The sequence below is a fragment of the Methanospirillum lacunae genome (assembly GCF_003173355.1).
Lineage (GTDB): Archaea > Halobacteriota > Methanomicrobia > Methanomicrobiales > Methanospirillaceae > Methanospirillum > Methanospirillum lacunae.
Genome location: NZ_QGMY01000002.1, coordinates 672,929 through 698,167 on the forward strand (window position 1 = coordinate 672,929; position 25,239 = coordinate 698,167).

The following is a 25,239-nucleotide window of genomic DNA, read 5'->3' on the forward strand; positions in this document are numbered from 1 at the left end:
TTACCCCCATTTTTCCTGGAAAATCTTAAGAGCTTCAACCATAGCCTGAAGATTTTTCGCAGGAACCCCGATGATAACCTCATCATCAGCAATACCAGAATTCTTGCGTGAACCGTTGCATCCTAAGGTCATATTCAGGACTCCTCGTTCTTTCACGGCACAGACTGCATCTGCACATACTGATTGAATTGCTGCGTAATCTGCTGCAATTCTTCCTCCTTTTTCATGGAGATATGCCTGTGAAAGACGGAGTGCCTGCTTTGGATTGACAATAAACACAACAGAGTCAGGTTCAAACTCAGCTGATTCAAGTGGTGAATAGACGGTTGCATAGTATGAATCAGAAACCTTGGGAATTGCAGTCATCGTTTCAAGGGCTCCTTCAGGTGTTTTGAAGTTTCCAAGTTTCTGATAGAACTGCCCGGTTGCGATATTTTCAGGCATTGGTTCAATGCCAAGTACTGCTGCCCCACCTTTACATAGATGTTCTGCCTCGGTTGCATACCCTTTGGTTCCCTTGAGTCGTGCATCCTGAACAAACTGACAGTGCCTGCTCTTCTCGGGCATCTTTTCATATCCGGCCGGGATGTCTGCAACATCCTTGGCAAGTTTTACAGCAACCGGACTTCCTTTCATTCCGAGTAGTTCTTTGAGTTCTTCAGCAATTTGTGTGTATATCATAATTCATCCTCACACCATGAGCCACCGGGATGTTGACTCTGTAGTGTAACTATACTGTATAGTATAATCTTACTTATACTTTATCCTCATATTTACGTTCCTGGTGAACTTATTAATACATGTGGATTACACTATACAGTATAATCTATGGATTCTTCTCTCTCTGAAACTGAACGTCTTATCGTCTCTTATCTTCAGACACATTCCCCGGAAGAGTGTATGCTTGACAAAATATCCCTGGGAATCGGAAAAAGCAGGGCTACTGTCCTTAAATATCTCAACACACTCTATGCACTCTCAATACTGGACTTCAAGATCATTGGAAGAAATAAACTCTGGTTGGTCCGGGATTCATCGGTACCTTCAGAAAAGAACCTGCAAACAATAATTGCCCAAAGAACACAGAATAATTTTTCTTCTCTGGTATCACAGGCATCTGAACTTCATGATCTCACACTTCGGAGATTGGTATTATCCGATTCATTGGATAACTCTGATCAGGTGATACTAACAATCAACAGCGATTATACTATCATTTCAGCAAACCAGGAATTTCAATCTGTATTTCCTGATACGTATTCAATCAGGGACATTATTCTTCCAGAGAAACTCAAACAATTTGATCATGCCATACGAGCAGCCTTTCTTGGAGAAGAGATAGAATTAACCCTTGAGCTCCAGGAAAAACCCGGGATAATCCGGTTGTTCAGGCTATCATTATTCCCATCAAAAGAGAAGAAAAATTTCCCATACCTCGTTATTATCGGAGAAGACATTTCGTTTCATCGGACACAAAAAAAGCAGGAAACCCTGCTGTATCTTATCAGGTCAGCGGTGAATATTGAAAGCAGGGATGAACTTTTATCCCTCATGATGACAGGAATCCAGGATTCGCTACTTTCATATCGCCAAGGTTTGGTTTTGCTATCAAATCATACTCTGATTTATAAAACAGCAGAAGTTACACCTGCAGGACTCCAGGAACTTACTCACAATATTGATAAGGCAGCCAGCCTCTGTGAAACACAGATCATTACATTAGAGAACCCTGGCTCATTTTTCCAGGAATTTCCCGATAATTCTGATTTAAAATACCTTATCATAGTTCCCCTTCTTGAAGGTGAACAAACCATAGGTTCTATCCTTTTGTTTACTGATCATGAAGTAAACCGGGTGAATGTTGAATATGTTGAGATTATCGCAGATGAGATAGCTAATTTTCTTAAAGTTCAACGTCTGGAACATGAACGTTCCGAACTTATTCACTCATTAGAAGCAATAAACCGGATATCTGAAATTCTCAATACAGATGGGAATGAGGCATCACTGCTAGGAAATTCTATCGATAGTGCGATGGAGATCCTTGGATTTGATGTTGGGTGTGTATACCTGATGGATGAGGATATGGCCTTAACGCCAGCTGTCCAGCGGAACATGCCTGACAGACTTCGTGATCTCTGTATGTCTGGTCATTTTTCATCGTTGTTTGATAAGGCATGCCAAAGAAATTCTGTTTTGTACATTATAAAGAATAGTCCTGAATTTGCTGCGTTAGGTCCCGATATTGAACAGATTGGAGTTAAAACTATCCTGGTTCTTCCGATACGGGTTGGCAATACCATTCTGGGTCTTTTGAACATGGGAAGCAGAGAAGAAAAGATCTATTACAAAGGAAGTCTTGACAACATTTCGTCGCTTGGTATGCAGCTTGGAATAGCTCTTGAACGGACAAGACTCGCTCATGCTGCTATATCCGGTAACCACGTCTAAAATTATTATTATCTTTTTGATTTTTTACATTATAAAATGCGTTTCAGTTTATGAATAATACTGAAATACTGATGGGTATGTGAGAAAGACTTAATGCTGATATCACCCTTCTTTCTCCTTATTTAAGGAGTGTAAATCATGGACTTTACAGACATCGTAATGAAGCGTTATGCTACCAAGAAGTTTGACGGCCGGAAGATTCCTGATGACCTGATTGATAAATTAATTGATTTAATCAGGTTTGCCCCTTCTGCATTGAATCTTCAGCCCTGGAAGATCAAGGTGATTGTCGATCAGAAGATCAAAGAAGAGTTGAAACCTGCAGCATTCGACCAGGAACAGATCACCAGTTGTTCGCATCTGCTGGTATTTTGCGCTGATCCTGATTACAACAGTCTGATTAAAAGACTTGGTGATCTATTAAAGAAGAACCATGTTCCTGATGAGACACAGAATATGATCGTATCCATGGCCAGGAGTTTTGCCGACCAGATGACACCAGAACAGCAGTTTGCCTGGTCACAGGCACAAACGTATCTTGCTCTTGGAAATGCAGTAAACGGATCTAAAGCACTTGGATTCGACTCGTGTCCAATGGGAGGGTTTAATCCGGCAGAGTTTGCCCGGATTCTGAATATTCCTGCTCCCCTGGTTCCTGTCATGCTCTGTCCGGTTGGATATGCCGCTGATACCCCTATGCCAAAGGTCAGGTATCCAAAAGAGGATATTCTGTTCTGATACTTATTGAAATGGAAAAATTCAACAGGATATCATTCTCTAATTTCTTTAATTTCTCAATTTTTTTGTCCAGCCATGTATAAATCGTTATATAACCTGCCGGTTTGTATCATTGATATTCAATGGATTGTATTGTAACACCTGTTTAGGAAATGTTTTCACATGAGAATCTCCTGTTCTATCAACATATTCTCCTTATAATAATTCAAACGAAATCGGACCACAATCATTATGGTGTTCAAAACACATTCACAATTGTATCATGAGAGTATCGTGAACAAAAGGTAATTATAGAGAAGCAAAAGGGGAACTTGAATGTCAAATCAAAACAATGGAAATCTTGAACTGCTCGCCGACAATAATAGTGTCCTTGTCCTCATAGACTACCAACCCACGATGTTTTCAGGAGTTGCATCTGGAGATAAAACAATTATCAGAAATGCTGCGTATTGCGCTGCTAAGGCTGCACAGATACTGAATATTCCAGTTGTTTTATCAACAATTAATCCGCAAAGCAATGGAAATTTCCTTGAAGAAGTAACTGCATTATTTCCGAACCAGGAAGTGTATGCCAGAGTAATTCCGGGGTTTGATGCGTTTGAAGATGAAAAGACCTGGAATGCATTCAAAGTAACCGGACGTAAAAAAATGGTCGTTTCCGGTCTCTGGACAAGCATGTGCTTTGCGTATACTGCCCTGCACGGACTAAAAGAGGGATATGAGGTCTATGGATTAATGGACGCAGCCGGAGATTCCACGCCTGATGCTCATCGGTATGGAATCGAACGGATGCTTCAGGCTGGAGTTATTCCTATCACTGTTGAATCACTCGTTTCTGAATGGATGCATGCCTGGTCAAATCCAAAAGCCGGTGAATTGGTAAAGGAAGTGTACTCAAAGTATGGCTATATGATAGGACTTGGACGGGTCTGATTTTATCGAAGAGTCATTGATGAGAATTGTAGCCCGAAAATGTAAAACTGTATACTAATGATTTGAGGGATTTAGAATATATTATAACCAAATCCCTCATTTATACCTAATTTTACCTTATTTGATCCAGGTTATCAGTGCAGGCTTTTTGTCATGAGCATCCGGTTTTTCATCAGGGTATCCAAACACTATAGTCCCAACCGGAGAATATCCCTCAGGGATACGAAATCCTGCCATGATTTCAGGGTTATCATATGCTACTTCGGTTGACCCAATCCAGCAGCTTCCAATTCCTAACGCATGTGCAGCAAGCATCATATTTTCTGCACAAAGAGAGCAATCAATCTCTCTGAACCTGCTGGAACTCTTCCCGATTACCATTACCATGAGAGGGGCATGATAATAAATAGAGTATCCTTCACTAGAGAGGAGTTCTCTAAATTCATCTGACATCCCATCATGGGCATCTTTCATCAGAGATATCATGATGGGTTTGCAATAATCTGAGACTTTTTGCATGAAGTCCATATTTTGAATGACAATGAATGCCCAGGGCTGAAGAGCAAGAGCTGACGGAGCATATGTACCTGCCTTAATGATCTGTGTAATAACCTCATCCGGAATTTTATCAGACTTAAATTTCCTGATACTCCGCCTTGTCATAATAAGATCAAGTGGTTCTCCCATAGTCATATACCAAGTAAACTCCTGATGCAGAGATATAAGTATCGTTTCTTTTTATTTTAAATAATGAAAGAGTTTAATTAATTAATAGAAGGGTAATCCTGTCAGGAGGTATGGGACAGGGAAACGTGATCTGCATTCCGGCATTTTGAGCGGTTTTGATAATGTTTATTCCCACTGCCTCGATGGAATATCTGAGTTCTGATGGGTGCACACACACTCCTCCTTTAATATTGCAGGATTTGCAATGATCGCAACAATCTACCGTAAATACCTGAGCTAAAGGATTACCTGCAAGAAATGCTGTTCGTTCTAATTCAAGCATTATGTCATGAATTTTTCTGGATTCCTCATTTAATGCATCATTGAATTGGAAAGTTCTCTCCCTGATATCCTGCGAAACTGTAGGATCAGTTCTATTTCTCAGCAGCGAATAAACAACATCTGGTTCTGCAATAACTGAGGATTGAAATCTTATCAGAAGGGCATCCTGATATTCCAGTACCATTTGTTTAAATTCTGATGCTGTTGGAGCAAAAGGCGGACAAGAAAAACGTTGCCCATATGAAGGACATCCGGTCTTACATTTAAGCTGCACACGCTCCTCAATAACAATGTCAGATGTTTGAATAAGAATTGCATCAGTTGCTCCGGCAGATTTTACTGCTTCGACTAAATAGCCGTATTGTTTATCAGGTTCTTGACAAATCATATCTCAACTATCCTTTTTCTTGGTATTCATCAATCATATGTTTTTTTAAAAAAATTTCTTGAAAGTGAGATCTTCTGTACCTGTTATTCAAAGTTATATGACTCAAATCCGATGATTATATATTTTATTTCTGTTAAAACCAGGTTCTAGTCCCAAACATAAATACATGACCTTGAGGAGAAGACATCATTGTATTCAATATTTGATCAGTATCGCTTACCCATATAATCAGTATGAAAAAATACTGATATCGTCACTGATTATCCATAAACCTCCTTGAACTACTGAATATCTCAACTTTTTAAAATCCGGATAAAAACTGGAGAAATTAAAAAGATAAAACTGATCTATGGATATATGACTCTACGATGTGGTGAAGTTGTATACTATGTGACAACTTATGTACGAGGTAATCTACAGATCTGCCTCTATTGATTTTTTTCTCTCATGGTAAAAGCGTAAATACTATCTCTATTTCAAACGAATAATGAACAGGGCAGGACAAGATGTTACAGATATTATTATCACCAAAACAATTCTTTGAATTGTGTGCCGGATCAGAACCATCTCTGAAAAAACCTGCAGTAATAATTCTGCTGATCTCGATCTTCACTGGCTTTAGCGGTTATCTGGTGGGTGAAATCACCGGTCGGATGTTATCCGGATTTATGGAAGGATTGCAACTTATCACTGCAATAAGTACATCAATAACATCCTTTTTGGCTGTATGGATAATGTGGCTTGTAGCAGCCGTTGTCCTTATGATAATGGTAAAAATTCTGAAAGGAACTGGTTCATTTAAACGGTATGCTGAAATTGCCGGGTACGGGATGCTTCCTCAGCTTATCGGGGCAATAATAAGTACAGGTCTGGCGTGGTGGTATCTGCCAAAAATTCAGGTCTCTCCGATAAAAGGTACAGATCCTATACAAATCCAGGCACATATGACTGATTTTATGAAAAATCCCCTGATGCAGGAATATACCATTCTTTCAACAATATTATCAATAATATTTCTTCTTTGGGCTGCAAACATTGCTGCCATTGGCGTGGAAAAATGTTGTGGCTTATCAGCAAAACAATCCATAATTGCCGTCGGTCTGCCTGTGGCATTATATTTTATATACTCTCTTTATACTGTTTCTACATTGATTGGATGGCTTTGAATGAGATTTTCAATCATCTTTTTATTTCTGATATTCCTGGCTCTGGCACCAGTATATGGAGAAACCACAGTTGATCCGGTTGCTGCAGCTGCCCAGGTTCAGGTAAATTCAATCAGTATCGATCCAGAAGTGCTGATGCCGCTTGATACAGCCGTAGTAACCATCGTTCTTAATAATTCAGGTCAGGAAGCAGTTCCCATTAATCATGCATTAATGTATGATAAGAACCTGGATATCCTCTCTGACAATTATGAAAAAGTTGGATCAATCGGAGCAGGAAATACTCTGAAGCTTGAATATACCATCCAGGCAAAGGGAGATACCGGTATCTTTTATCCTATCCTTTCTCTTGATTTTCGCGGAGCACATTTCCTGAGATATCCATTCAGGGTCCAGGTACAGAAAGATCCGATTGAGATGTCTGTTCTTTCAAAACCAGAAATTTTTGTTGAAGGAAAGAAGGATATCGTTCAGCTCCATATTGGAAATCCCAGGGATAACACTGTTTCAGGAGTGACGATTACAGCAAATGGTACCGGACATGAAATTACACCATTATCGTATTTCATTGGTGCACTCGGTTCAGATGATGCTGTTGATATTCCCTTTAATATCACCCCGTATGGTAACAAGTCAGTCCAGTTTACCCTTGAATACCAGAACGGAATCAATCAGCATAATATCACATATACTCTGCCAATAGTTCTTGGAGAAAGCAGGAAACATGCAAATCCGGTTCTTTCAAATGTAATCATCACCGACGAGGGTGAATTTTTCAGAGTTACCGGTGATGTAACGAACTCCGGGCTTGAAACTGCAAACGGTGTAGAGGTTACCTCTGCTGCTCCGGCAAATCCGATCTTCCCGTATAAACTCTATGCAGTTGGAGCTCTGAAGCCGGATGACTTCTCAAGTTTTGAGATAACATTTAAGGCAGACGCCAATACGACGGAAGTTCCTCTTCAGACAAGTTTCAAGGATAGAGATGGAAATATCTTCTCTTCAGATACAAAATTGGAACTCCCTCATAAAGATACGATTACTGAAAAAGAACAGCCATCTCAACTGCCAGAAAAAACAATCTACCTAATCCCTGTCGGCCTCCTTCTGCTGGTTATTATTGCAATCTGGTACAGCAGGCGCAATAAAGCATGACCATGCCAATCATGACTGATACTGAACCGGTCATGGAATTCATTGGGGTATCAAAAATTTATCCCCTTTCTTCTGAAAATGTCACAGCCCTTTCTGATATTTCTCTGAAGGTGTTTTCAGGAGAATTTATTGCAATCATGGGACCTTCGGGATCCGGCAAATCAACGCTTCTCAATATGATGGGCTGTCTTGATGTTCCTTCTAAAGGAGATGTGTACATCAGGGGCCGGAGTATCAAATCATTATCAGATGATCAACTGACAACATTGCGAAGAGATGAACTTGGTTTTATATTTCAACAGTTTAATCTGATACCTCTTCTAAATGCACTTGAAAATGTGCGGTATCCACTTATTCTTAAGAATGGCATGACAGCTTCCAGAGAACGGTGCCAGGAAATATTGTCAGCAGTTGGGCTTGCACCAGCACTCTGGAATCACAGGCCAAACCAACTTTCCGGAGGACAACAGCAACGAGTGGCTATCGCCAGGTCTCTCATAAATAATCCGGCAATTCTCTTGTGTGATGAGCCTACCGGTAACCTGGATACAAAAACCGGTCAGGCCATTATGGCACTGCTTGAACGACTGTGTCATGATGAAGGAAAAACCATCATCATGGTCACTCACGATCCGAAAACCGCAGAATATGCACACAGGGTTATCCGGATAGAAGATGGCCATATTCAGGAGGAGACCTAATGGCCGGAGGTTCACTCTTTTTCAGTCTTGCTATCAGGAATCTGCAGATGCACTGGCTTCGTTCTCTTTTAGCCGCAATTGGAATTATAATTGGTGTGATGGCAATTTCCTCAATGGGAATCCTGGGAAATGCATTCTCACTCTCTATTACAAAATCACTTTCTGATGTCGGGGATTCTATTATTGTCACTCCTCATGTCGGATACCAGGGCGGAATGAGCAGCACCACAACAAGTGAACGCCTGACAGACAGGCAGCTTGAATTGATTCGCCGGGCTGCTGCTAATAGTAAGGTGTTTCCGATTTATGCCGGTGGAGACCGGATAAAAGTTCAGCGTGATACACTGTATGCAACGGTATATGGGATAGATCCCAAGGATCTTCCAACTCTCCTGGAGATTGATAAAGGACAATATCTTCGTGGATCTTCAGGGGTCATGATCGGATCCAAACTTGCCAAGGATAATAATCTGACAATTGGATCACGGCTATTAATTGGTGAAACTGAAACCGGTATCCGGGTTGTTGGAATCCTAAAAGAGCGGGGAATGGGATTTGATATCAATCCGGATAATGCAATTATCACCTCTGATATCTGGTACCGTGATTATTATGACGTTAAAGGTCATGATCAGGCTATCATTAAAGCATCAGATATCAAGGAGATAGAACAGATTAAAGGATCAATCGAGAAACAACTCAACAAAAGGGAAACTGAAGTTGATGTGTATGATACCAGAATGATCCTTAATTCGATATCAACTACATTCAGTCAGATCACTCTGTTTACGATGGCAATAGGGGGGATTTCTCTTATCGTTGCCGGTGTATCAATCTTTAATGTGATGATGATGTCTGTTATGGAGCGATACAAGGAGATTGGCATTCTCAGATCCATCGGGACAAAAAGAGCAGAAGTAAGAAGTATGTTTATTTATGAAGCGTTTCTCCTTGGATTGACAGGATCTGTGGTAGGAGGAATTCTCAGTTTTGGAGCCGGTTACCTGGTGGTTGCTCTGCTCCTTAAGGATGTATCATATCTGTACAATCCGGCTTCCCTTATTCAGATTCCTTATGGTATGGCTTTTGGTATTGTCACAAGTATGTTATCCGGTTTGTATCCGGCATGGAAAGCATCAAGTCTTAATCCAATAGATGCTCTCAGACATGAATAATTTTTTATCTGCAACTATTTTTTTTGATTGATGATCCGGAGTATCTGATTGTCATTCCCGTGATACATGAAGCAACTTCGTTCTCCAGATAAAGAAATTACTCTCCACCGGTTTTCTCTATTGTTTTTCCATATTTCACTGCGATTATTACACCGGAAAATACCAGGATTACTCCGATATATCCCTGGACCGGCAGTACTTCCTGGAGAAAAACATATCCAAACAGGGATGCAAAAACCGATTCAAGAGTGTAAATCAAACCGGTGTGTTCCGGAGAGGTGAATTCCTGGGCTATGGTCTGAAGAACAAAACCAATCAACGTACAAAATATTGCAAGATAAAGAATAATTCCCCAGCTTTCCAGAGGTGCCTGCGGGAATGGCATTTCAAAGATAAGCATTGCTCCGAGTGAGAAGAGACTGGTAAACCCAAGCTGGAGCACACCGATGGTGAGAGCGTTTTCTCCGCTGTTCAGGACCCATTTGGTAGTTATAATTACTATTGCATAGCAGATTGAACAGAAGAGACAGAGTATCGCACCAAAATCCAGTGCCAGACCATTTTTGAGTGTCATGAGGCCTACTCCGGATAAACAGAGACACACCGCTAAAAGAATAAAGGTATTTGGAATTCTCCGGAAGAATAGAATCTGAAGAAGTGGAACGAATACAACCGTTGTTGCCATAAGAAATCCGGCTGATGTCGTAGTGGTGGTTTTCATACCATAAAGGAGAAGTGTAAATCCACAGAAGTATCCAAATCCTAAAAGAGCACTGGATGCCAGTGTATGCAGATATATCGAAGAGCGACATTTCAAGAGAATGAAAATTCCGATACCAAATGCGATACTAAAACGAAGTGCTATCAGGGTGAAGATTCCGAAACTTTCCATTCCCCATTTCATCGCAAGATATGTTGAACCCCATATCAGGACAATGAAGATAAGGATGATATCTGCAGATTTTTGATTCATGAGTTTTTATGGGACTGGTTTGTATGGATATGCAGTATCTTGTTTCAGACTTAATCCGGTAATTAGGTATTGATGGATTGATCCAGGGTATAAGAGGGATTTCTGATAAAAATCAGATCCTTTGAGATAGTAAAACCGGAATATGATAGATTGATTCAAATATAAATTGTATCGTGACACAACCAGCAACAGATTTTCACTCAAAAAGATCATCCGAAAACATAATTACAGGATTTAATCCTGATTTTAACCTTACTTGGTTATGGTTTCTTGAAATTAGATAAATAAACAGATCAAGAGAATATATTGGCCCATAGAAGGAATATATGATCTAAAAAACTAATGTGATATATCACTTTCAAAATCCATTCCGGTTATTGAAACAAGAGGTGAATCTTCGCAATCATGATTATTGAATATATTAATACTGCTCTCGCACAAGCACATTATGAATTGATTGATGACGAAGAGCCTTATTACGGTGAAATCCCGGATCTACCCGGTGTGTTTGCTACCGGAAAAACTCTCGAAGAATGTAGAAAAAATCTCATGGAGGTCGTTGATGGATGGCTTATCATCCGTCTTCGAAGAGGAATGTCTATCCCCTCGATACAAGGAATAAGTATAGAAGAAATTCAACCTATAGATACTCATGTCAGGGCATAAATTAGGTCCTGTAACATGGGATGAACTCGTTAAAACACTTTCTCGTTTAGGATTCGATGGTCCGCATCAGGGTGGAAAACACCCTTATATGATAAAAAACGGTCTTGTTTTGACATTACCGAATCCTCATCGAAAAGAGATCAGTGTAGATCTTTTAAAACGTATACTCAAACAGGCTGATATTTCTCGAATTGAATGGGAATGTATAGAATAGGTACAATTATTCCTATTATCAAAAATGGGAATCAATCGAAAATAAATTTTTTTGGTACCCTGTATTTGATTCTATAATAATCAATTCTTCATATTTCCTGCTTTACTCCTAGGTTTTAAATTTGTATTCACTCCTTTTTGTTACACTATCTGGAATGCATGAAAGGAATTACATATTATAGAATTATGTATTCCATATATATCAAATAAAAACTAATCGGTAAATCTCCTAAATATTTTTATTTACGTATATTTATTGGCCTTCAAGTTAATCATTAGGCGGAAATGTTTAATCATATTCTTTCGGCAGGGCAGAAAGTTCTGAATGGAGGTCTCATTACCCGGAACGAAGCCCTGGATATTGCACAAGCCACCGGGGCAGATATCTATATTCTTGCAGCACTTGCATCCAAAATTCGCGAACAATATACAGGGAACCAAATTGATCTCTGCTCAATTATTAATGGTAAATCCGGGAATTGTTCTCAGGATTGTAAGTTCTGCTCACAATCAATATTCCATACATGTGCTATTGATACGTACCCACTGCTGGATGACGAAAAAATTATTGAATATGCCCATAGTGTTGAAAAAGCCGGGGCACACCGGTTTGCAATAGTTACCAGTGGAAGAGGTATTACTGAACATGATAACGATTTCATCTCAATAATCAGGATAATCCGTCGTCTTAAAGCAGAAACCAATCTCCGGTTATGTGTATCACTGGGAGAATTAACAGAGGAATCTGCGTTTATGCTCAAGGAAGCCGGCGTTTCGCGGTATCATCATAATCTTGAAACATCTGAAGAATTTTTCCCTCACATTGTCACAACTCATACATACCAGGATCGGATTAAGACTATCCAATGTGCCAGATCAGGAGGGCTTGAAATCTGTTCAGGAGGTATTATTGGACTTGGAGAAAGTATGGAACAGAGGATAAATTTGGCATTTGCACTTCGTGATCTCAATGTCGACTCAGTTCCTGTCAATATGTTGCATGCAGTACCGGGAACCCCGCTCGAACATGAACCCCCTCTATCACCCTTGGAGATAATTAAAACAATTGCTCTCTTTCGGTTTATTCTCCCGACAACCAGTATCAGATCTGCCGGTGGTCGTGAGAAATTACTTCGGGATATGCAATCTGTTGGTTTGATGGCTGGCCTGAATGGCATGATGGTTGGTAACTATCTCACCACGAATGGCCGGAGTATTTCAGAAGACATCTGTCTGCTTAATGATATGGGATACTCCTTGTAACATGACCGGGTATTTCAGCATAAAAATGCGGGCATCCCGGATTTTGAATCCGGATGAGCCTGATATGCAACCAATACAGGAGCATGTATCCGGAGCAGAACGGATCATTCTGAAAGAAGAGATAGATGAGATTAGTACAGCACTCATTCATCGTGCCCAGAACCATGATAACGGAGTACCTGATTTTATCAATCTGAAAATTCAGGGTATCAATCCTGAAACGATTACATATGTTCCATCGTTGCCGGTATACCTGGTTCAGGTTTCTGATCATATTGAAGCTCAAAAGGTCTGTAAAACGTTACTTGAGATAGCAGGGATATCTCCTCATTCTATTGATCATGCTTGTGAATTTTTAGAGAATGGGGATACACATGGAAGAGGTTTAGCCGGTGCCCTGGTTATGGATTCCTCTTCAGCTGCAATAAGAAATCCTGATGATAAAGGCATCAGGGCAACGACCATGGATTTTACTCCTTCTGCCCATCACAAAATACAAGAAATTTTAACTTTGTATGAACTTTCTCACACCCGCCTGAAGGAAGCCCTGGTTCTGGCCACCAAAGTTGCTTATGCACCCTGCGCCAGGGCAGAATTATGTTATTCTGATAATCCTGACTACCATATCGGTTATATCTCTATTACCGGAAAGGGATATTTTAGAATTCCTTATTTAAAAAGTTTATCTGCAAAAGGAGGAAGAGTCTTTTTTGTTGATACTGTTGATTTTTCATGGGAATCTTATTCCCGGTATATCAGGAGTACTCCGGTCCTTATCGATCGAATATCACCATTTAACAGGAATTTCTCATTAGATCAAATTGTATGACGATATAATTGAACACCGGGATATTATCATGAAAAATCAAACCATCGAAACTATCGACAAACAGTATGTCTGGCATCCATTTACACAGATGAAGGAATGGCAGGAAGAGAGTCAACTTGTCATAACCGGAGGAGAAGGGGTCAGGCTCTGTGATGAGAATGGGAACTGGTATTATGATGGCAACTCATCAATGTGGGTAAACCTGCATGGACATAGAAAAAAGGAACTGGATGATGCAATCATTCATCAACTGACATCTATTGCACACTCGACATTTCTTGGCCTGTCCAGCCCTCCGGCGGCTCTTCTGGCAAAAGAACTCATTTCAATTGTTCCAGAAGGGTTATCACGGGTTTTTTATAGTGATAGTGGATCAGAAGCCGTTGAGATAGCCTTGAAAATGGCATTTCAATATTGGCAGCAGCGGGAAAAACCTGTTCCGACTAAAACTATGTTTCTTCATCTGGTAAATTCGTATCATGGAGATACGATTGGTTCTGTATCAGTAGGAGGAATTGATCTTTTTCATTCTACATATCATCCACTGCTCTTTCCTACCATCAGTGTTCCCTGTCCATACTGCTATAGATGTCCGTTTGAATGTGAACCAAATTCCTGCAAAATGGAGTGCCTCGAATCCCTCACCAATGTAATTAAAAAGGAACATGAACGGATTGCTGCATTTATTATCGAACCACTGGCCATGGGTGCAGCTGGGATGATCACCTTTCCTGACCGATACCTCACCAAAGTCAGAGAATTGTGCAATACCTACAATATCCTCCTCATCGCCGACGAAGTGGCTACCGGGTTTGGGAGAACCGGGAAGATGTTTGCATGTGATCATGAAGAGATCAGTCCTGATATCATGACTGTTGCAAAAGGATTGACCGGAGGATATCTGCCTCTTGCCGCAACCATTACGACGGAAGAGATTTTTAATGCATTTCTTGGTGATGCAAGCGAATCCAAAACGTTCTTCCATGGTCACAGTTATACCGGGAACCAGCTTGCCTGTGCTGTTGCCCGTGCAAATCTGGAATTATTTCAAAAAGACCAGATAATTCCGGCATTGTGTGAGAAAGTTACGCTAATTGAATCTGAATTAAAATGGTTTTATACATTATCCCATGTTGGTGATATCAGGCAGATTGGCATGATGGTTGGAATTGAACTGGTCAAAAACCCTGATTCCAGGCAGCCGTATCTCCCTGAAGATGGAGTTATCAAGTCTGTAATTCTAGAGGCGCAACAACGTGGTATGATAACCCGCCCTCTTGGAAATGTCATTGTTTTTCTTCCACCGCTCTCCTCTACATTGAAAGAATTACACGAGATGCTCAATATTCTGTTTGAATCAATTACATCAGTTACACGTGATTGAATGATTAAGGACGCTAAATCCAGGATAGATGAAATACAAAGATCAGGGAAATATCGTCAGCTCCGGTTGGTAGAACAGACATCAGGACCTGAAATGGTCATGGACGGAAAGAAGTTACTAAATTTTGCATCCAATAATTATCTTGGACTCAGTAATCATCCGGTCATCTGTCAACGGGCATCAGATAGTATCGCCACCTGGGGGACAGGTTCTGGTGCATCCCGGTTAATTACCGGGAATACATCCATTCATGAAGAACTGGAAAAAAAGATAGCAGATTTTAAAAAACAGGAATCTTCTGTAGTCTTCAATTGTGGATACATGGCTAATGTGGGGGGAATTACTGCTCTCACAGATAAGGATTGTATCATCTATTCGGATTCACTCAATCATGCAAGCATTATAGATGGCGCCCGCCTTTCAAAGGCTAAGATAGTCGTTTATGATCATTGCGATCTTCGGGACCTTGAAGCAAAGATACGAGCTCATGGGAAAACAGGCGGACTTATTGTATCAGATGGAGTCTTCAGCATGGATGGGGATATTGCTCCTGTTCCCGAACTGGCAGAAATTTCCAGCCAATATGAATGTGCTTTGATGATAGATGATGCCCATGGTACCGGTGTACTGGGAAAGGCCGGAAGAGGAGTTTGTGAATATTTCAACCTCGATGATGGTGTAGATCTTCACATGGGCACATTATCTAAAGCTCTTGGGTCTGAAGGAGGTTTTATTGCAGGATCAGATCTCCTGGCTGAAATACTCAGGAATGTTGCACGCCCATTCATTTTTTCAACTGCACTCACTCCTTCTTCAATTGCTGCCTCTTCAGCAGCCATTGACATTTTACTGGAAGAAAACTGGAGAATTAGAAAATTATCAGATAACTCCCGGTATCTTCGTGAGGGAATACAATCCATGGGGCTGGATGTTCCAGATGGGATAACTCCGATAATTCCTGTTATTATTGGGAAAAACGATGACACGGTTTTATTCAGTTCAATTCTGGAACAGGAAGGAATATTTTCTCCAGCCATCAGACCACCCACTGTTCCTGAAGGTTCAGGAAGAATCCGGCTTACGGTTATGGCGACTCATACTCGTGATCATCTTGATCAGGCAATTTCATCCTTTGAGACAGCAGGAAGAAAAACAGGACTGATCTAATGAATGGATTTTTCATAACCGGGACAGATACAGAGATCGGAAAAACTGCAGTCACAGCAGCTCTTGCACAATATCTATCGGCCCGATACCGGGTTGGAGTATTTAAGCCGGTTCAGTCAGGTGTAACAAATCTTTTTGAAAGTGATGCATCCTATCTTTCCCGGGCTATAGGATATCCTGGACCGTGTCAAGATTCTTTTGCGTATTCATTCACAAAACCCCTCTCTCCCATTCAGGCGGCAGAGTTTGCTCACGAATCTATCTCTCTGGATAAGATTCTGGATATGTATGAGCGTGTTAGAAAAAGATCTGAATTCGTTCTGGTAGAGGGAGCCGGTGGATTAATGGTTCCGGTTGCAGAGAATCTCCTGATGGCAGACATTGCCATCAAATGCAATCTTCCGCTGCTGATTATTGCAAGACCGGATCTTGGAACTATCAATCATGTGCTGCTGACCATTCATACGGCCCGGTCATTAGGGATCCAGGTGAGAGGTGTGATAATTAACGGTTACCGGGTTCACTCTTCCGGTCCTGATATTGAAAAAACTGTGTCACTGATCCAGGAGTTTGGAGATATTGAGGTGCTCGGAGTGATTCCATGGATCGAAGCTCCCGATACCATGTCATTGATTGATCTGATCTCACAGTGGATACAGAACTCAAATCAACCAATCGCAAATCTGGGATGAATGTATTCGTAAACCATGAAGGTTTGCAAAAACGATGATCGTTGTTGGTTTCTGAATTGTTACGGGAATTTTAATATCATGAAAATCTTAAACGTATTATTCAGGATATGAGATTCTGACGTATATGATTCGTTTTCAAATATCATGTTTTTTTAATCATATGTGTTTATGTTTTAATTCAAACGAATAAAATGGATGTACAGAGATGATACTACTAATGAGGAATTAGATCCATGAACATTGTAAAGGTAAAAGATACCGATAAAACAAAGTATATGGAATTGCTGCTTATTGCAGATGAGCAGATAAGTATGATTGAAAAGTACTTGTATCGCGGTGATATGTTCGCTTTGTATGATGATGATGTCAGGGCAATTTGCGTTGTTACTCAAGAACAGCCAGGAATATACGAACTCAAGAATATTGTCACTGTTCCACAATATCAACGCAGAGGATATGGACAAACGCTGATTCAGTTTATTGTTAATTATTACAAAAACTCAGATAATGAGTTATTTGTTGGAACAGGTGATACTCCTACAATACTTCGTTTTTACGAACGATGTGGATTTGTAAAATCACATGTTGAAAAAAATTTTTTTATCGATAATTACGATCATCCTATGTATGAAGACGGGCATCAGTTAATTGATATGGTTTACCTGAAAAGACATTTATAATGGGGAATAAACATCACCTAATGTGAATATATCAACCGTTTGTAGTCGTTCGATAAACCTGGACATGAGTCATGATATAAAATCGGGTGGCTCATGCCTTCATAAGGAAAAGAACCACGATGATGCCATATCAGACATCACAATTCTGATTCATCTTTTCATTTCCTCTCATTTTCTCAGTTATGGTCAGATAGCGACTATCTTTTGTTCTCGTCCTACTGCACATATTGTAAGATCCAGGAGAAATAGAACAAACCCTATCGTCATTGTAGAGTGAAAATCCTGCAAAATATGTCTAACCTAAGATCAGAAGATGCAGTAATCCCATTTGTCGTAGTTCCCATCGTGAAACATGTTGCATAGAGAGCAGTTCCAAAAACGCTGCAGAGAAACATAGCAGTGACCATCAGTGATGATCCTGTTCCTTCTTCTCCTTGCGGAGCATCTCAACCATCCTGCTGGCAACCGGTCCTCCTGCACAGCCCCAAAAAAAACCCATGCATAATAAAACTGCAAGAAGAGGAATAATCCCTGCTCCCGGTTGTATCACCATAAGAATTCCTGTCACTATAATAATGAAAAGAGATCCTGCAATGGCAAAAGGTCTTCGACCAATACGATCTGACCATGTTCCCATCGGAATCCCGATGACTGCTGTCAGGACCGGGGGAATAAGCAGATAAAGCCCTGATATTACAGGATCATACTTCATCCCAGCCTGTAGAAAAAAAGGGAGAAGATAGAGAACGCCCATGTACACACATCCAAATAAAAGAAATGCAATGAAAGTTGCTGTGAACGCCCTGGTTTTAAATATCCGAAGATGTATCAATGGAATCTGGCATGTTTGTTCACGAAGAATAAATAAAATTAAATTGATTATACAAATTGCCGTCCAGATAATGATTTGTGGATCTAATATACCCAGATGGGGTACACGCTCAAGAACATACACCCCGGATGCCATGATACCAAAAAGAAGGGCTGCACCGAGGATATCAAAAGACTGATTATCACGTTTGATATCAGGTGGAATTACATATACTGCCAGTATTACAATACCGATGCTAATCGGGACATTGATCAGAAATGCCCAGTGCCAAGAGAGATACTGGGCAATAAATCCGCCAATTGCAGGTCCGGCAGCTACACCAATAGATACAGACATGGATATTGTTCCAAAAGCCATTCCAAGCATATCTTTTGGAAGATATGTAACACAGAGGAGCGTTGCGGTTGCTGCTATCATGGCTGCCCCGATTCCCTGGATGATTCTGGATACGAGAAGTAATTCTAGGTTTATAGAAAATCCACAGGAAGCGGACCCGAAGGCAAAAACACACAGTCCCAAAAGAAATATTCTCTTGATATGTCCCCGCTCGGCAGTTTTTCCTATAATGAGGATGAGTCCTGCCATCATCAGAAGGTACGTGATGATGACCCAGGATACCGTTCCGGTATCAGTGCCGAATGATTCTGATATCTGAGGAAGTATGATGGTCACGATGGATCCATCAAGCCCGTCTAGAAACATTCCAATGGCAATAACAGCAAGAAGAAGTTTCTGGTGGAGATGATTGGAGGTGATTGAAAACATGGGGTATCACGTTGTGTTGATTAATGTAATAAGGATTACTTGTGAAAAATCAGGTAAGGTTAAAGATGCTTGTTGCTATTAAGTTACCTGGTAATATGAGAGTTGATCATCGCACTCTGGTAACAACTGATCTCCTTATCATGCAAAGTATACCTGGATTTCGAAAGATGTTTGGATTTTTCTGGTATGAGATTCTATGATGAATGTTACATCTCAAATGGTTGCAACATACCTACCCGGTTACCTTCTGAATCAATAATTGCAACATATTGACCGATACTCGGGATTTCTACCGTTTGTCCAAGTATCTTTCCGCCAGCGTTAGTAACCCGCTTAATTGCAGCATTAATATCTTCTACTGCTATCACCACTGATGGACTTTTTGGCATATCCGGGCTATTTGGATAAAATCCTCCTCCAATTGCTCCTGATTTTATGGGCATATGGTTTTCATCTGTTTCAGTAGTTGAGGCGACAACATACTCTCCCATCTCCTTCCCGAGATAATTCATATCCCATCCAAAAACCTGCGTATAAAATTGAACCAGTCGTTCTTTTTCTTCGTATGGCATCTCAAAATGCACTACCGGGTTCATTGTTTTCATTAATGATTCACCTCTGATGATGATCTATCTGATGTCCTGAAAGGATATATCTGTTACATTGGATTTACTAAAAAGATGAAACCCTCGAAAATTATCATGACTTAAAAGAAGCATTTTTTATAGATTATTGCTTTTCGGGACAATTTAGTGTTTAAACGAGAAACGTCGTAATGAGTCCCACACTATCTCTCAAATATTCAGGTAATCCTGATTATCAGATTTATCTAATAACTCACAAAAATGAGCGGGTAAAAATAAAATAGGGTTTTTTCTCTGAAAACAATGCAACCAAATCAAGAATTTTGGTCACGTACATGTTAGAGAAAAACCATGATAACTGGTAATGTTTATGCCATCAGTTCTCATGGTTGTAGATATATTAATCTAAAATCTCAATAATCTGGACTGGACAGGCATCAGATGCATTGAGTGAACAATCTTCAAGTTCAGGTGTAGGTGCTCCTTCAGCAATGTTTCCATTAATCCTGAACATCTCAATAATCTGACTCAATGAGTCATCCGGGTTTTGTTCAAACACTTTTGGGCATGTTTCCCAGCAGGTTCCGCAACTGGTACAATCTTTCCTGTCAATTTTTATGTTCATGTTTATTACTCTCGTTCATACATGTTCATCATTCATATGGTATATGAAATATATTCCATCCAGATTCCCATTTGGATTGATTATCTCATCTGACTGAATTATTTACACCATCCAAGAATAATCCCACTGAATCACTGAAGATAGGATCTGAATTGAAACCATGGATCGAGTATTTCTTCAATCTTTACCAGTGAAGAATGTATGAGAAGAGAATTTATTTATTAGTATTCCATCATTCAAAAACTGTAATCAGATGAAGAAATCTCTTATGGTTCATACCCAAAAAACCAGATTGACATTTTTCGAATCAGATTTTTTATCAATACCGGAATATATTTCTCATTCAGAATTCCTGGTTGTATACAATTCAAATTCGGTTGAATCTATTTTAAAAAAAGAGAATATTTTGTTCATTATTCAATTATTATCTTGTTTCAGGTTTCCTGATCTAGGTCTTCTTGCCATTGAAAGATAAATGTGGATAATAAGAAAAATAACCAATGGTCCCCACAGGAAGGAATGTATACGATTTGAAATCATTTTTCCGAGAATTCCCCCGGTAAGCGGTTCAATAATTCCCGGATGTGTGATCCCGAGGCCAGTTAAAACCATAAGTATACTGAGAAACAGGATTGAATATTGAACAAATTTTTTAATTTCTTGTATTTTCATGCTTCATCCATAAAATGAACGATTGAGATCCCCACCTTGTGCATATCCCCTGCTTTCCCAATATCCCCGGTATGTCGGATCATTGGTTACTTCAATACCGGTTATCCATTTTACCCATTTGTATCCCCATTTATCCTCAGCAACCAATTGGAATGGGAAACCACGTTCTCTGGGCAGAGTTACATTGTTCATCTGATAGGCCATTAATATTTGATTATCTATAAGGTATGACAAAGGGAATGAGGTAGTATATCCATCATCAGCGTGGAAAACAACAGTATTTGCTTCCTGTTTCAACCGTGCCAGATTAAGAATATCTTTCACCAGAATCCCATCCCAGAGGATCGTTACGTCCCATCCTTCAACACAATGGATCGTTACAACCTTACGGTATGAGGGGAATGATGTAAGAACCTCATTATATGAAAGATTCAGCGGGTTTTCTATAAGCCCGGTAACCAACAGATGGTATGTCTGCGGATCGACTGTTCTAGGTCCTTTTATCGAATTTTCACGAAAATCATCCAAATTTCCGAGAGGAGTTCCCTCATATTCATGAACTTCAACAGAAGAAAGAACATTGTTCCCATTGTCAGAAAGAGAAGGACCACTATTGAGTGTCATAATCCATATCCCCGTAACGAATAAAATTAGTAAAATTGTAATGACCAGACCTTTTCTTATCATATATCATCTCATTATATACCGTCATAATTCACGATTCAAGGTTGGATAATCGATATAACCTTTATCTTCACCTGCATACCATGTCGAGATATCCGGAGAATTCAGCGGGGCATTTCTGAGGAAGCGTTCCGGGAGATCCGGGTTTGCAAGAAAAGATGTGCCAAATGAAATTAAATCTCCCTGGCATTCATTAATAGCATTATCTCCAGTTTTTTTATCATACCCGCCGTTAAGGATAAGGGTTCCACTAAATTTGGTTCGTATGGTAGAGGCCAGCTGTGCATTTTTAGGAGTAGCCCCAAACCTGCCTCCTACCGGTTCAATGAGATGAATATACCCAATTCCTAATCTATCCAATTCCTGTGCCAGATATGAATAGGTATTCTGCGGGTTGGAATCTGCCATACCATGCTGGAAAAAATGTGGCGATATCCGGTACCCTACACGGTTAGCATCCCATTCTGAAATGACTGCTTTTGTAATTTCAAGGGGCAAACGTGCCCTGTTCTCTAAACTTCCTCCATACATATCGGTGCGGGTATTTGAACTGTCACGAAGAAACTGATCCAGTAAATACCCGTTTGCACCATGGATCTCAACTCCATCAAATCCAGCTGCTTTTGCATTGCGAGCTCCGGCCCAAAATTGTTTAACAACCCCGGATATCTCTTCTGATTCAAGAGCCCTTGGAACGAGAATTTTCTTCTTCCCAAGAGGAGTGTGAATTTCTTCATCAATCGGCAGAGCAGATGGTGCAACTGGAAGAGCACCATTAAGAAAGTCAGGATGTGACATCCTGCCTACATGCCAGAGTTGGAGAAAGATCTTCCCTCCTGCTTTATGGACCCCGTCTGTCACTATTTTCCAGCCTTTTATCTGATCCTTTGAGTGTATACCGGGAGTCCGGTAAAACCCGATTCCCATAGGATCAACTTGGGAACCTTCGGAGATAATCAGACCGGCTGATGCTCTCTGTTCATAATACATGACAGACAACGGGTTTGGAATATTTCCGGCTACAGCACGACAACGAGTCATCGGTGCCATCACCATCCGGTTATTTAGTTCTAAATCATTGAAAATATATTGAGAAAAAAGATTCATGAGGCTTGATAAGTGCTGCCATCTGATATATTTTTGTGTGTTATTCAATTATTGCTATATGGGATCTAAATCTAACCGTTTCTCCATGGTCATTAACATAAAATCATTACAATATGTATAAAATTACTAAATAACCTGAATTCATATCATGACAAGAAATTCAGAATAAAATAGTAAGATTTTTTTGCAATAATCTTATTCTGATACAATTACAAATACAGATACGTGTGCAAACAGAAAGAATCTGCTATGATTTTGGAAAAAAATTCATCATATGATGACACTTGATAATGTATGGAATTCCCGGGACTAGGGTTGTTTGTATTAACATCCGTATTCTCTATGAATATTAGATTCACCCGTTTAATCTAAAGATTCCATAGGTGGTTGATGGCGATTGAATTGATACTTCATCCTGGAGAGGTATAAAGAACAATATTATGTCACTGAATGATTCACAACAACTGTTCGGGTTCTTTTTTACGATCTATTTTTTCATAATTATCGATCGTTCCCATGTTATGTACCAGACATGGGATACGTATTCTGCCTGGATGGGAAAAACTCACAACCTGAATCGTCTTGTATTGGGTTGGTTGATTCTCGTTATACTGCCCATAACGCACTTTGCTATTCTCTTCACTCTCCTGGGTTTATTTAATGTCACCTTAAATCCGACGATTTCAGGAGTTATTATAATTATCCTGATCAGTATCAGTTCGTTCTTTACTTTTGGTTACTTCAGACTCTATGAGTCATTAGTTCATGGATTTCCTGTAAAATTTTTTACTTATGAAGATCAAACCAGAGAAACGACAAAGATTCGCCCTCATTTCTTAGCACATTTTATTCCGGGAATACTTTATGTGATACTGTCAACACTTCTCCTGGTAATTACTCTTTATCTCTGACATATATCACAATAAAGATAAAAATTTTAATTTGAAACTAGGGAAATTGTTAGTTCCTGATTAAACGTGAATGACTCATTGGTTTTTCTTTAAGAAATTGGACTTGAAATATTAACTGAAAATGGAGGGTATTTTAGAGTACAGCTTTTCTAAACGTATCGAAACCTAATCTCTCAATTGTTGCACCCAGACGTTCAGGAGCTATTCCATTCTCCCTGTAGAAGGTGATGATCTTTCTGGCGAGATCAATAGCCTGATCCGGAGTCAAATCGTTAGCCAATTCTTTTCCAGCTTTTGGTGTCCCTCCACCCTTGCCACCCACAATCACATTGAATCCTGTATCTGTGCCGAAAAATCCAATATCTTTCATCCAAGAATCACTACAGCAGTTAGAACACCCTGAAACACCCATCTTGAATTTTGCCGGTGCTGGTTTGCCGTAAAATTCTTTGTCTAGGGCTAATCCAAGACCCGGGCTATCCTGTTTAGCCTTTTTGCAGGCTCTCGTACCTGGGCACATCTGAATGCTCCGGATTGTCAGACCAATGGCCTTGGAACTGTCAGTAAATTCAGACCAGGCATTGTCCAGATCTGCCTCGCTGATACCAATGATGGCAATACGCTGAGCACCAGTAAGTTTTATAAATTTTGCACCATATTTTTCGGCAACATCTGCTATCTTTCGTAACAATGCAGGATCTGCAAATCCACCCGGTATATGTGGTGAGATAGAGAATGTCATTAGATCTCTTTGAACAATTGCTCCCTTTTCGGGGATATTTGTTTGAGTCATTTTTTTACTCCTTTGGTTACTTCACTATTTATTGATAAAAAATGAAGAGTATCCATTTGGATAGTATGTATATTTTCAATATACTTTAAGGATAAAAGAATTGAAATTTGCCAGATATGATATATTGAATAAAACTATGATGAATTTTCAGATAATGAATTTTTATGCGTAAGTAAAAAAATTTAAATTTTCAGATCCTATTTCATTGGAATCTGATAATTTTTTTTTCAGAATCTTTCTCAATTATTAAGGATTAACATGTATTATTCCAACCATAGACGGGTGGGCACCGCAGTGATATGGATAATCACCGGCCTTGGTGAAATTATATGTAAACATTTCTCCTTTATTCAGGAGAGATGACTTGATTTCTGATACGGCTCCAGCGTCACTTATGATGTCATGACGGGCCGTGTCATTATTTGTCCATGTTACTAACGAATTTACAGTTATATTTAGTTCCTTAGGTTCAAATGCAAAATTGGATATATTAACTGAATAATTTGTCAGATTATTATCAACCTGAATTGTCTGATTTGTGTCAGTTACTGCTGAAACAGATATACCTAGCATTATAACTATAGTCAAACTTGTAACCAAACCATACATCACAACTTTTGAGACCATACTATCTCATCATCTATCCAATACATAAATCCTTTTATGCATTCTTTTTTTTATCAT

Annotated in this window: 26 protein-coding genes; 15 read left to right on the forward strand and 11 right to left on the reverse strand. The window is 39.7% G+C overall.

Annotation, left to right across the window (positions count from 1 at the left end; genetic code table 11):
• Positions 1-681 (reverse strand): DUF169 domain-containing protein, encoded by a 681-nt coding sequence (locus DK846_RS03550; RefSeq protein WP_109967515.1) that lies wholly within the window; start codon positions 679-681, stop codon positions 1-3.
• A 147-nt stretch (positions 682-828) separates the two neighbouring features.
• Here DK846_RS03550 and DK846_RS03555 point away from each other — a divergent pair, with 147 nt between their 5' ends.
• The 3 genes from DK846_RS03555 (at position 829) to DK846_RS03565 (ending at position 4,122) form a co-directional block, all read left to right on the forward strand.
• Complete coding sequence (locus DK846_RS03555; protein WP_109967516.1) at positions 829-2,451, forward strand: GAF domain-containing protein; 1,623 nt, start codon at positions 829-831, stop codon at positions 2,449-2,451.
• Between the two features lie 138 nt (positions 2,452-2,589).
• Positions 2,590-3,189: a nitroreductase family protein gene (locus tag DK846_RS03560; RefSeq protein ID WP_109967517.1), complete on the forward strand. Its 600-nt coding sequence runs from the start codon at positions 2,590-2,592 to the stop codon at positions 3,187-3,189.
• A gap of 315 nt (positions 3,190-3,504) precedes the next feature.
• A complete protein-coding gene (locus DK846_RS03565) occupies positions 3,505-4,122 on the forward strand; it encodes an isochorismatase family protein (protein WP_109967518.1) in 618 nt (205 codons plus the stop codon).
• Between the two features lie 117 nt (positions 4,123-4,239).
• Here the strand turns inward: DK846_RS03565 and DK846_RS03570 are convergent, their stop codons facing one another.
• On the reverse strand, positions 4,240-4,809 hold the full coding sequence (locus DK846_RS03570; RefSeq protein ID WP_109967519.1) for a nitroreductase family protein: 570 nt from the start codon (positions 4,807-4,809) through the stop codon (positions 4,240-4,242).
• Positions 4,810-4,882: 73 nt separating this feature from the next.
• Complete coding sequence (locus tag DK846_RS03575) at positions 4,883-5,518, reverse strand: DUF2284 domain-containing protein (protein ID WP_109967520.1); 636 nt, start codon at positions 5,516-5,518, stop codon at positions 4,883-4,885.
• Between the two features lie 506 nt (positions 5,519-6,024).
• On the opposite strand from DK846_RS03575, the gene DK846_RS03580 reads away from it, so the two are divergent.
• Genes DK846_RS03580 through DK846_RS03595 form a run of 4 tightly spaced genes read left to right on the forward strand, consistent with a single transcriptional unit; the run spans position 6,025 to position 9,715 of the window.
• Positions 6,025-6,684, forward strand: a complete 660-nt coding sequence (locus DK846_RS03580; protein ID WP_109967521.1) for a Yip1 family protein — start codon at positions 6,025-6,027, stop codon at positions 6,682-6,684.
• A complete protein-coding gene (locus tag DK846_RS03585) occupies positions 6,685-7,839 on the forward strand; it encodes a COG1361 S-layer family protein (RefSeq protein ID WP_109967522.1) in 1,155 nt (384 codons plus the stop codon).
• Complete coding sequence (locus DK846_RS03590; protein WP_245926450.1) at positions 7,836-8,540, forward strand: ABC transporter ATP-binding protein; 705 nt, start codon at positions 7,836-7,838, stop codon at positions 8,538-8,540. Before DK846_RS03585 ends, DK846_RS03590 begins: the two co-directional genes overlap by 4 nt.
• Complete coding sequence (locus DK846_RS03595) at positions 8,540-9,715, forward strand: ABC transporter permease (protein ID WP_109967523.1); 1,176 nt, start codon at positions 8,540-8,542, stop codon at positions 9,713-9,715. Before DK846_RS03590 ends, DK846_RS03595 begins: the two co-directional genes overlap by 1 nt.
• Positions 9,716-9,812: 97 nt before the next feature.
• Here DK846_RS03595 and DK846_RS03600 read toward each other — a convergent pair whose 3' ends face one another.
• A complete protein-coding gene (locus tag DK846_RS03600) occupies positions 9,813-10,688 on the reverse strand; it encodes a DMT family transporter (RefSeq protein WP_109967524.1) in 876 nt (291 codons plus the stop codon).
• Between the two features lie 405 nt (positions 10,689-11,093).
• Here DK846_RS03600 and DK846_RS03610 point away from each other — a divergent pair, with 405 nt between their 5' ends.
• From DK846_RS03610 to DK846_RS03645, 8 genes are all read left to right on the forward strand, one after another.
• Entirely contained in the window at positions 11,094-11,354 is a 261-nt protein-coding gene (locus tag DK846_RS03610; protein ID WP_109967526.1) for a type II toxin-antitoxin system HicB family antitoxin, read from the forward strand.
• Positions 11,341-11,568 (forward strand): type II toxin-antitoxin system HicA family toxin, encoded by a 228-nt coding sequence (locus DK846_RS03615; RefSeq protein WP_109967527.1) that lies wholly within the window; start codon positions 11,341-11,343, stop codon positions 11,566-11,568. The genes DK846_RS03610 and DK846_RS03615 overlap by 14 nt, the downstream gene beginning before the upstream one ends.
• Before the next feature lie 284 nt (positions 11,569-11,852).
• Complete coding sequence (gene bioB, locus DK846_RS03620; RefSeq protein WP_109967528.1) at positions 11,853-12,830, forward strand: biotin synthase BioB; 978 nt, start codon at positions 11,853-11,855, stop codon at positions 12,828-12,830.
• Between the two features lies 1 nt (position 12,831).
• Complete coding sequence (locus DK846_RS03625; RefSeq protein WP_181391599.1) at positions 12,832-13,659, forward strand: 6-carboxyhexanoate--CoA ligase; 828 nt, start codon at positions 12,832-12,834, stop codon at positions 13,657-13,659.
• A gap of 28 nt (positions 13,660-13,687) precedes the next feature.
• On the forward strand, positions 13,688-15,043 hold the full coding sequence (gene bioA / locus DK846_RS03630; protein WP_109967803.1) for an adenosylmethionine--8-amino-7-oxononanoate transaminase: 1,356 nt from the start codon (positions 13,688-13,690) through the stop codon (positions 15,041-15,043).
• On the forward strand, positions 15,044-16,210 hold the full coding sequence (gene bioF, locus DK846_RS03635; RefSeq protein WP_109967530.1) for an 8-amino-7-oxononanoate synthase: 1,167 nt from the start codon (positions 15,044-15,046) through the stop codon (positions 16,208-16,210).
• Positions 16,210-16,902, forward strand: coding sequence for a dethiobiotin synthase (bioD, locus tag DK846_RS03640; RefSeq protein ID WP_109967531.1), 693 nt, complete (start codon positions 16,210-16,212; stop codon positions 16,900-16,902). Before bioF ends, bioD begins: the two co-directional genes overlap by 1 nt.
• 233 nt (positions 16,903-17,135) lie before the next feature.
• Positions 17,136-17,582, forward strand: coding sequence for a GNAT family N-acetyltransferase (locus DK846_RS03645; protein WP_109967532.1), 447 nt, complete (start codon positions 17,136-17,138; stop codon positions 17,580-17,582).
• A 406-nt stretch (positions 17,583-17,988) separates the two neighbouring features.
• Here the strand turns inward: DK846_RS03645 and DK846_RS03650 are convergent, their stop codons facing one another.
• The 7 genes from DK846_RS03650 to DK846_RS03690 all read right to left on the reverse strand — a co-directional run bounded on the left by DK846_RS03650 (position 17,989) and on the right by DK846_RS03690 (position 25,182).
• Positions 17,989-19,179, reverse strand: a complete 1,191-nt coding sequence (locus DK846_RS03650) for an MFS transporter (protein WP_245926451.1) — start codon at positions 19,177-19,179, stop codon at positions 17,989-17,991.
• A gap of 206 nt (positions 19,180-19,385) precedes the next feature.
• Positions 19,386-19,784 carry a VOC family protein gene (locus DK846_RS03655; RefSeq protein WP_219970611.1) on the reverse strand — a complete coding sequence of 133 codons (399 nt, stop codon included), beginning with the start codon at positions 19,782-19,784 and terminating at the stop codon, positions 19,386-19,388.
• Positions 19,785-20,163: 379 nt separating this feature from the next.
• A complete protein-coding gene (locus DK846_RS03660; protein ID WP_109967533.1) occupies positions 20,164-20,388 on the reverse strand; it encodes a ferredoxin in 225 nt (74 codons plus the stop codon).
• A 675-nt stretch (positions 20,389-21,063) separates the two neighbouring features.
• Positions 21,064-21,684, reverse strand: coding sequence for a molybdopterin-dependent oxidoreductase (locus tag DK846_RS03670; RefSeq protein ID WP_109967805.1), 621 nt, complete (start codon positions 21,682-21,684; stop codon positions 21,064-21,066).
• 84 nt (positions 21,685-21,768) lie between these two features.
• Positions 21,769-22,851 carry an alkene reductase gene (locus DK846_RS03675; RefSeq protein ID WP_109967535.1) on the reverse strand — a complete coding sequence of 361 codons (1,083 nt, stop codon included), beginning with the start codon at positions 22,849-22,851 and terminating at the stop codon, positions 21,769-21,771.
• A 1,044-nt stretch (positions 22,852-23,895) separates the two neighbouring features.
• Entirely contained in the window at positions 23,896-24,555 is a 660-nt protein-coding gene (locus tag DK846_RS03685; RefSeq protein ID WP_109967537.1) for a nitrite/sulfite reductase domain-containing protein, read from the reverse strand.
• Between the two features lie 246 nt (positions 24,556-24,801).
• Positions 24,802-25,182, reverse strand: coding sequence for a cupredoxin domain-containing protein (locus DK846_RS03690; RefSeq protein WP_109967538.1), 381 nt, complete (start codon positions 25,180-25,182; stop codon positions 24,802-24,804).
• Positions 25,183-25,239: the final 57 nt, after the last annotated feature.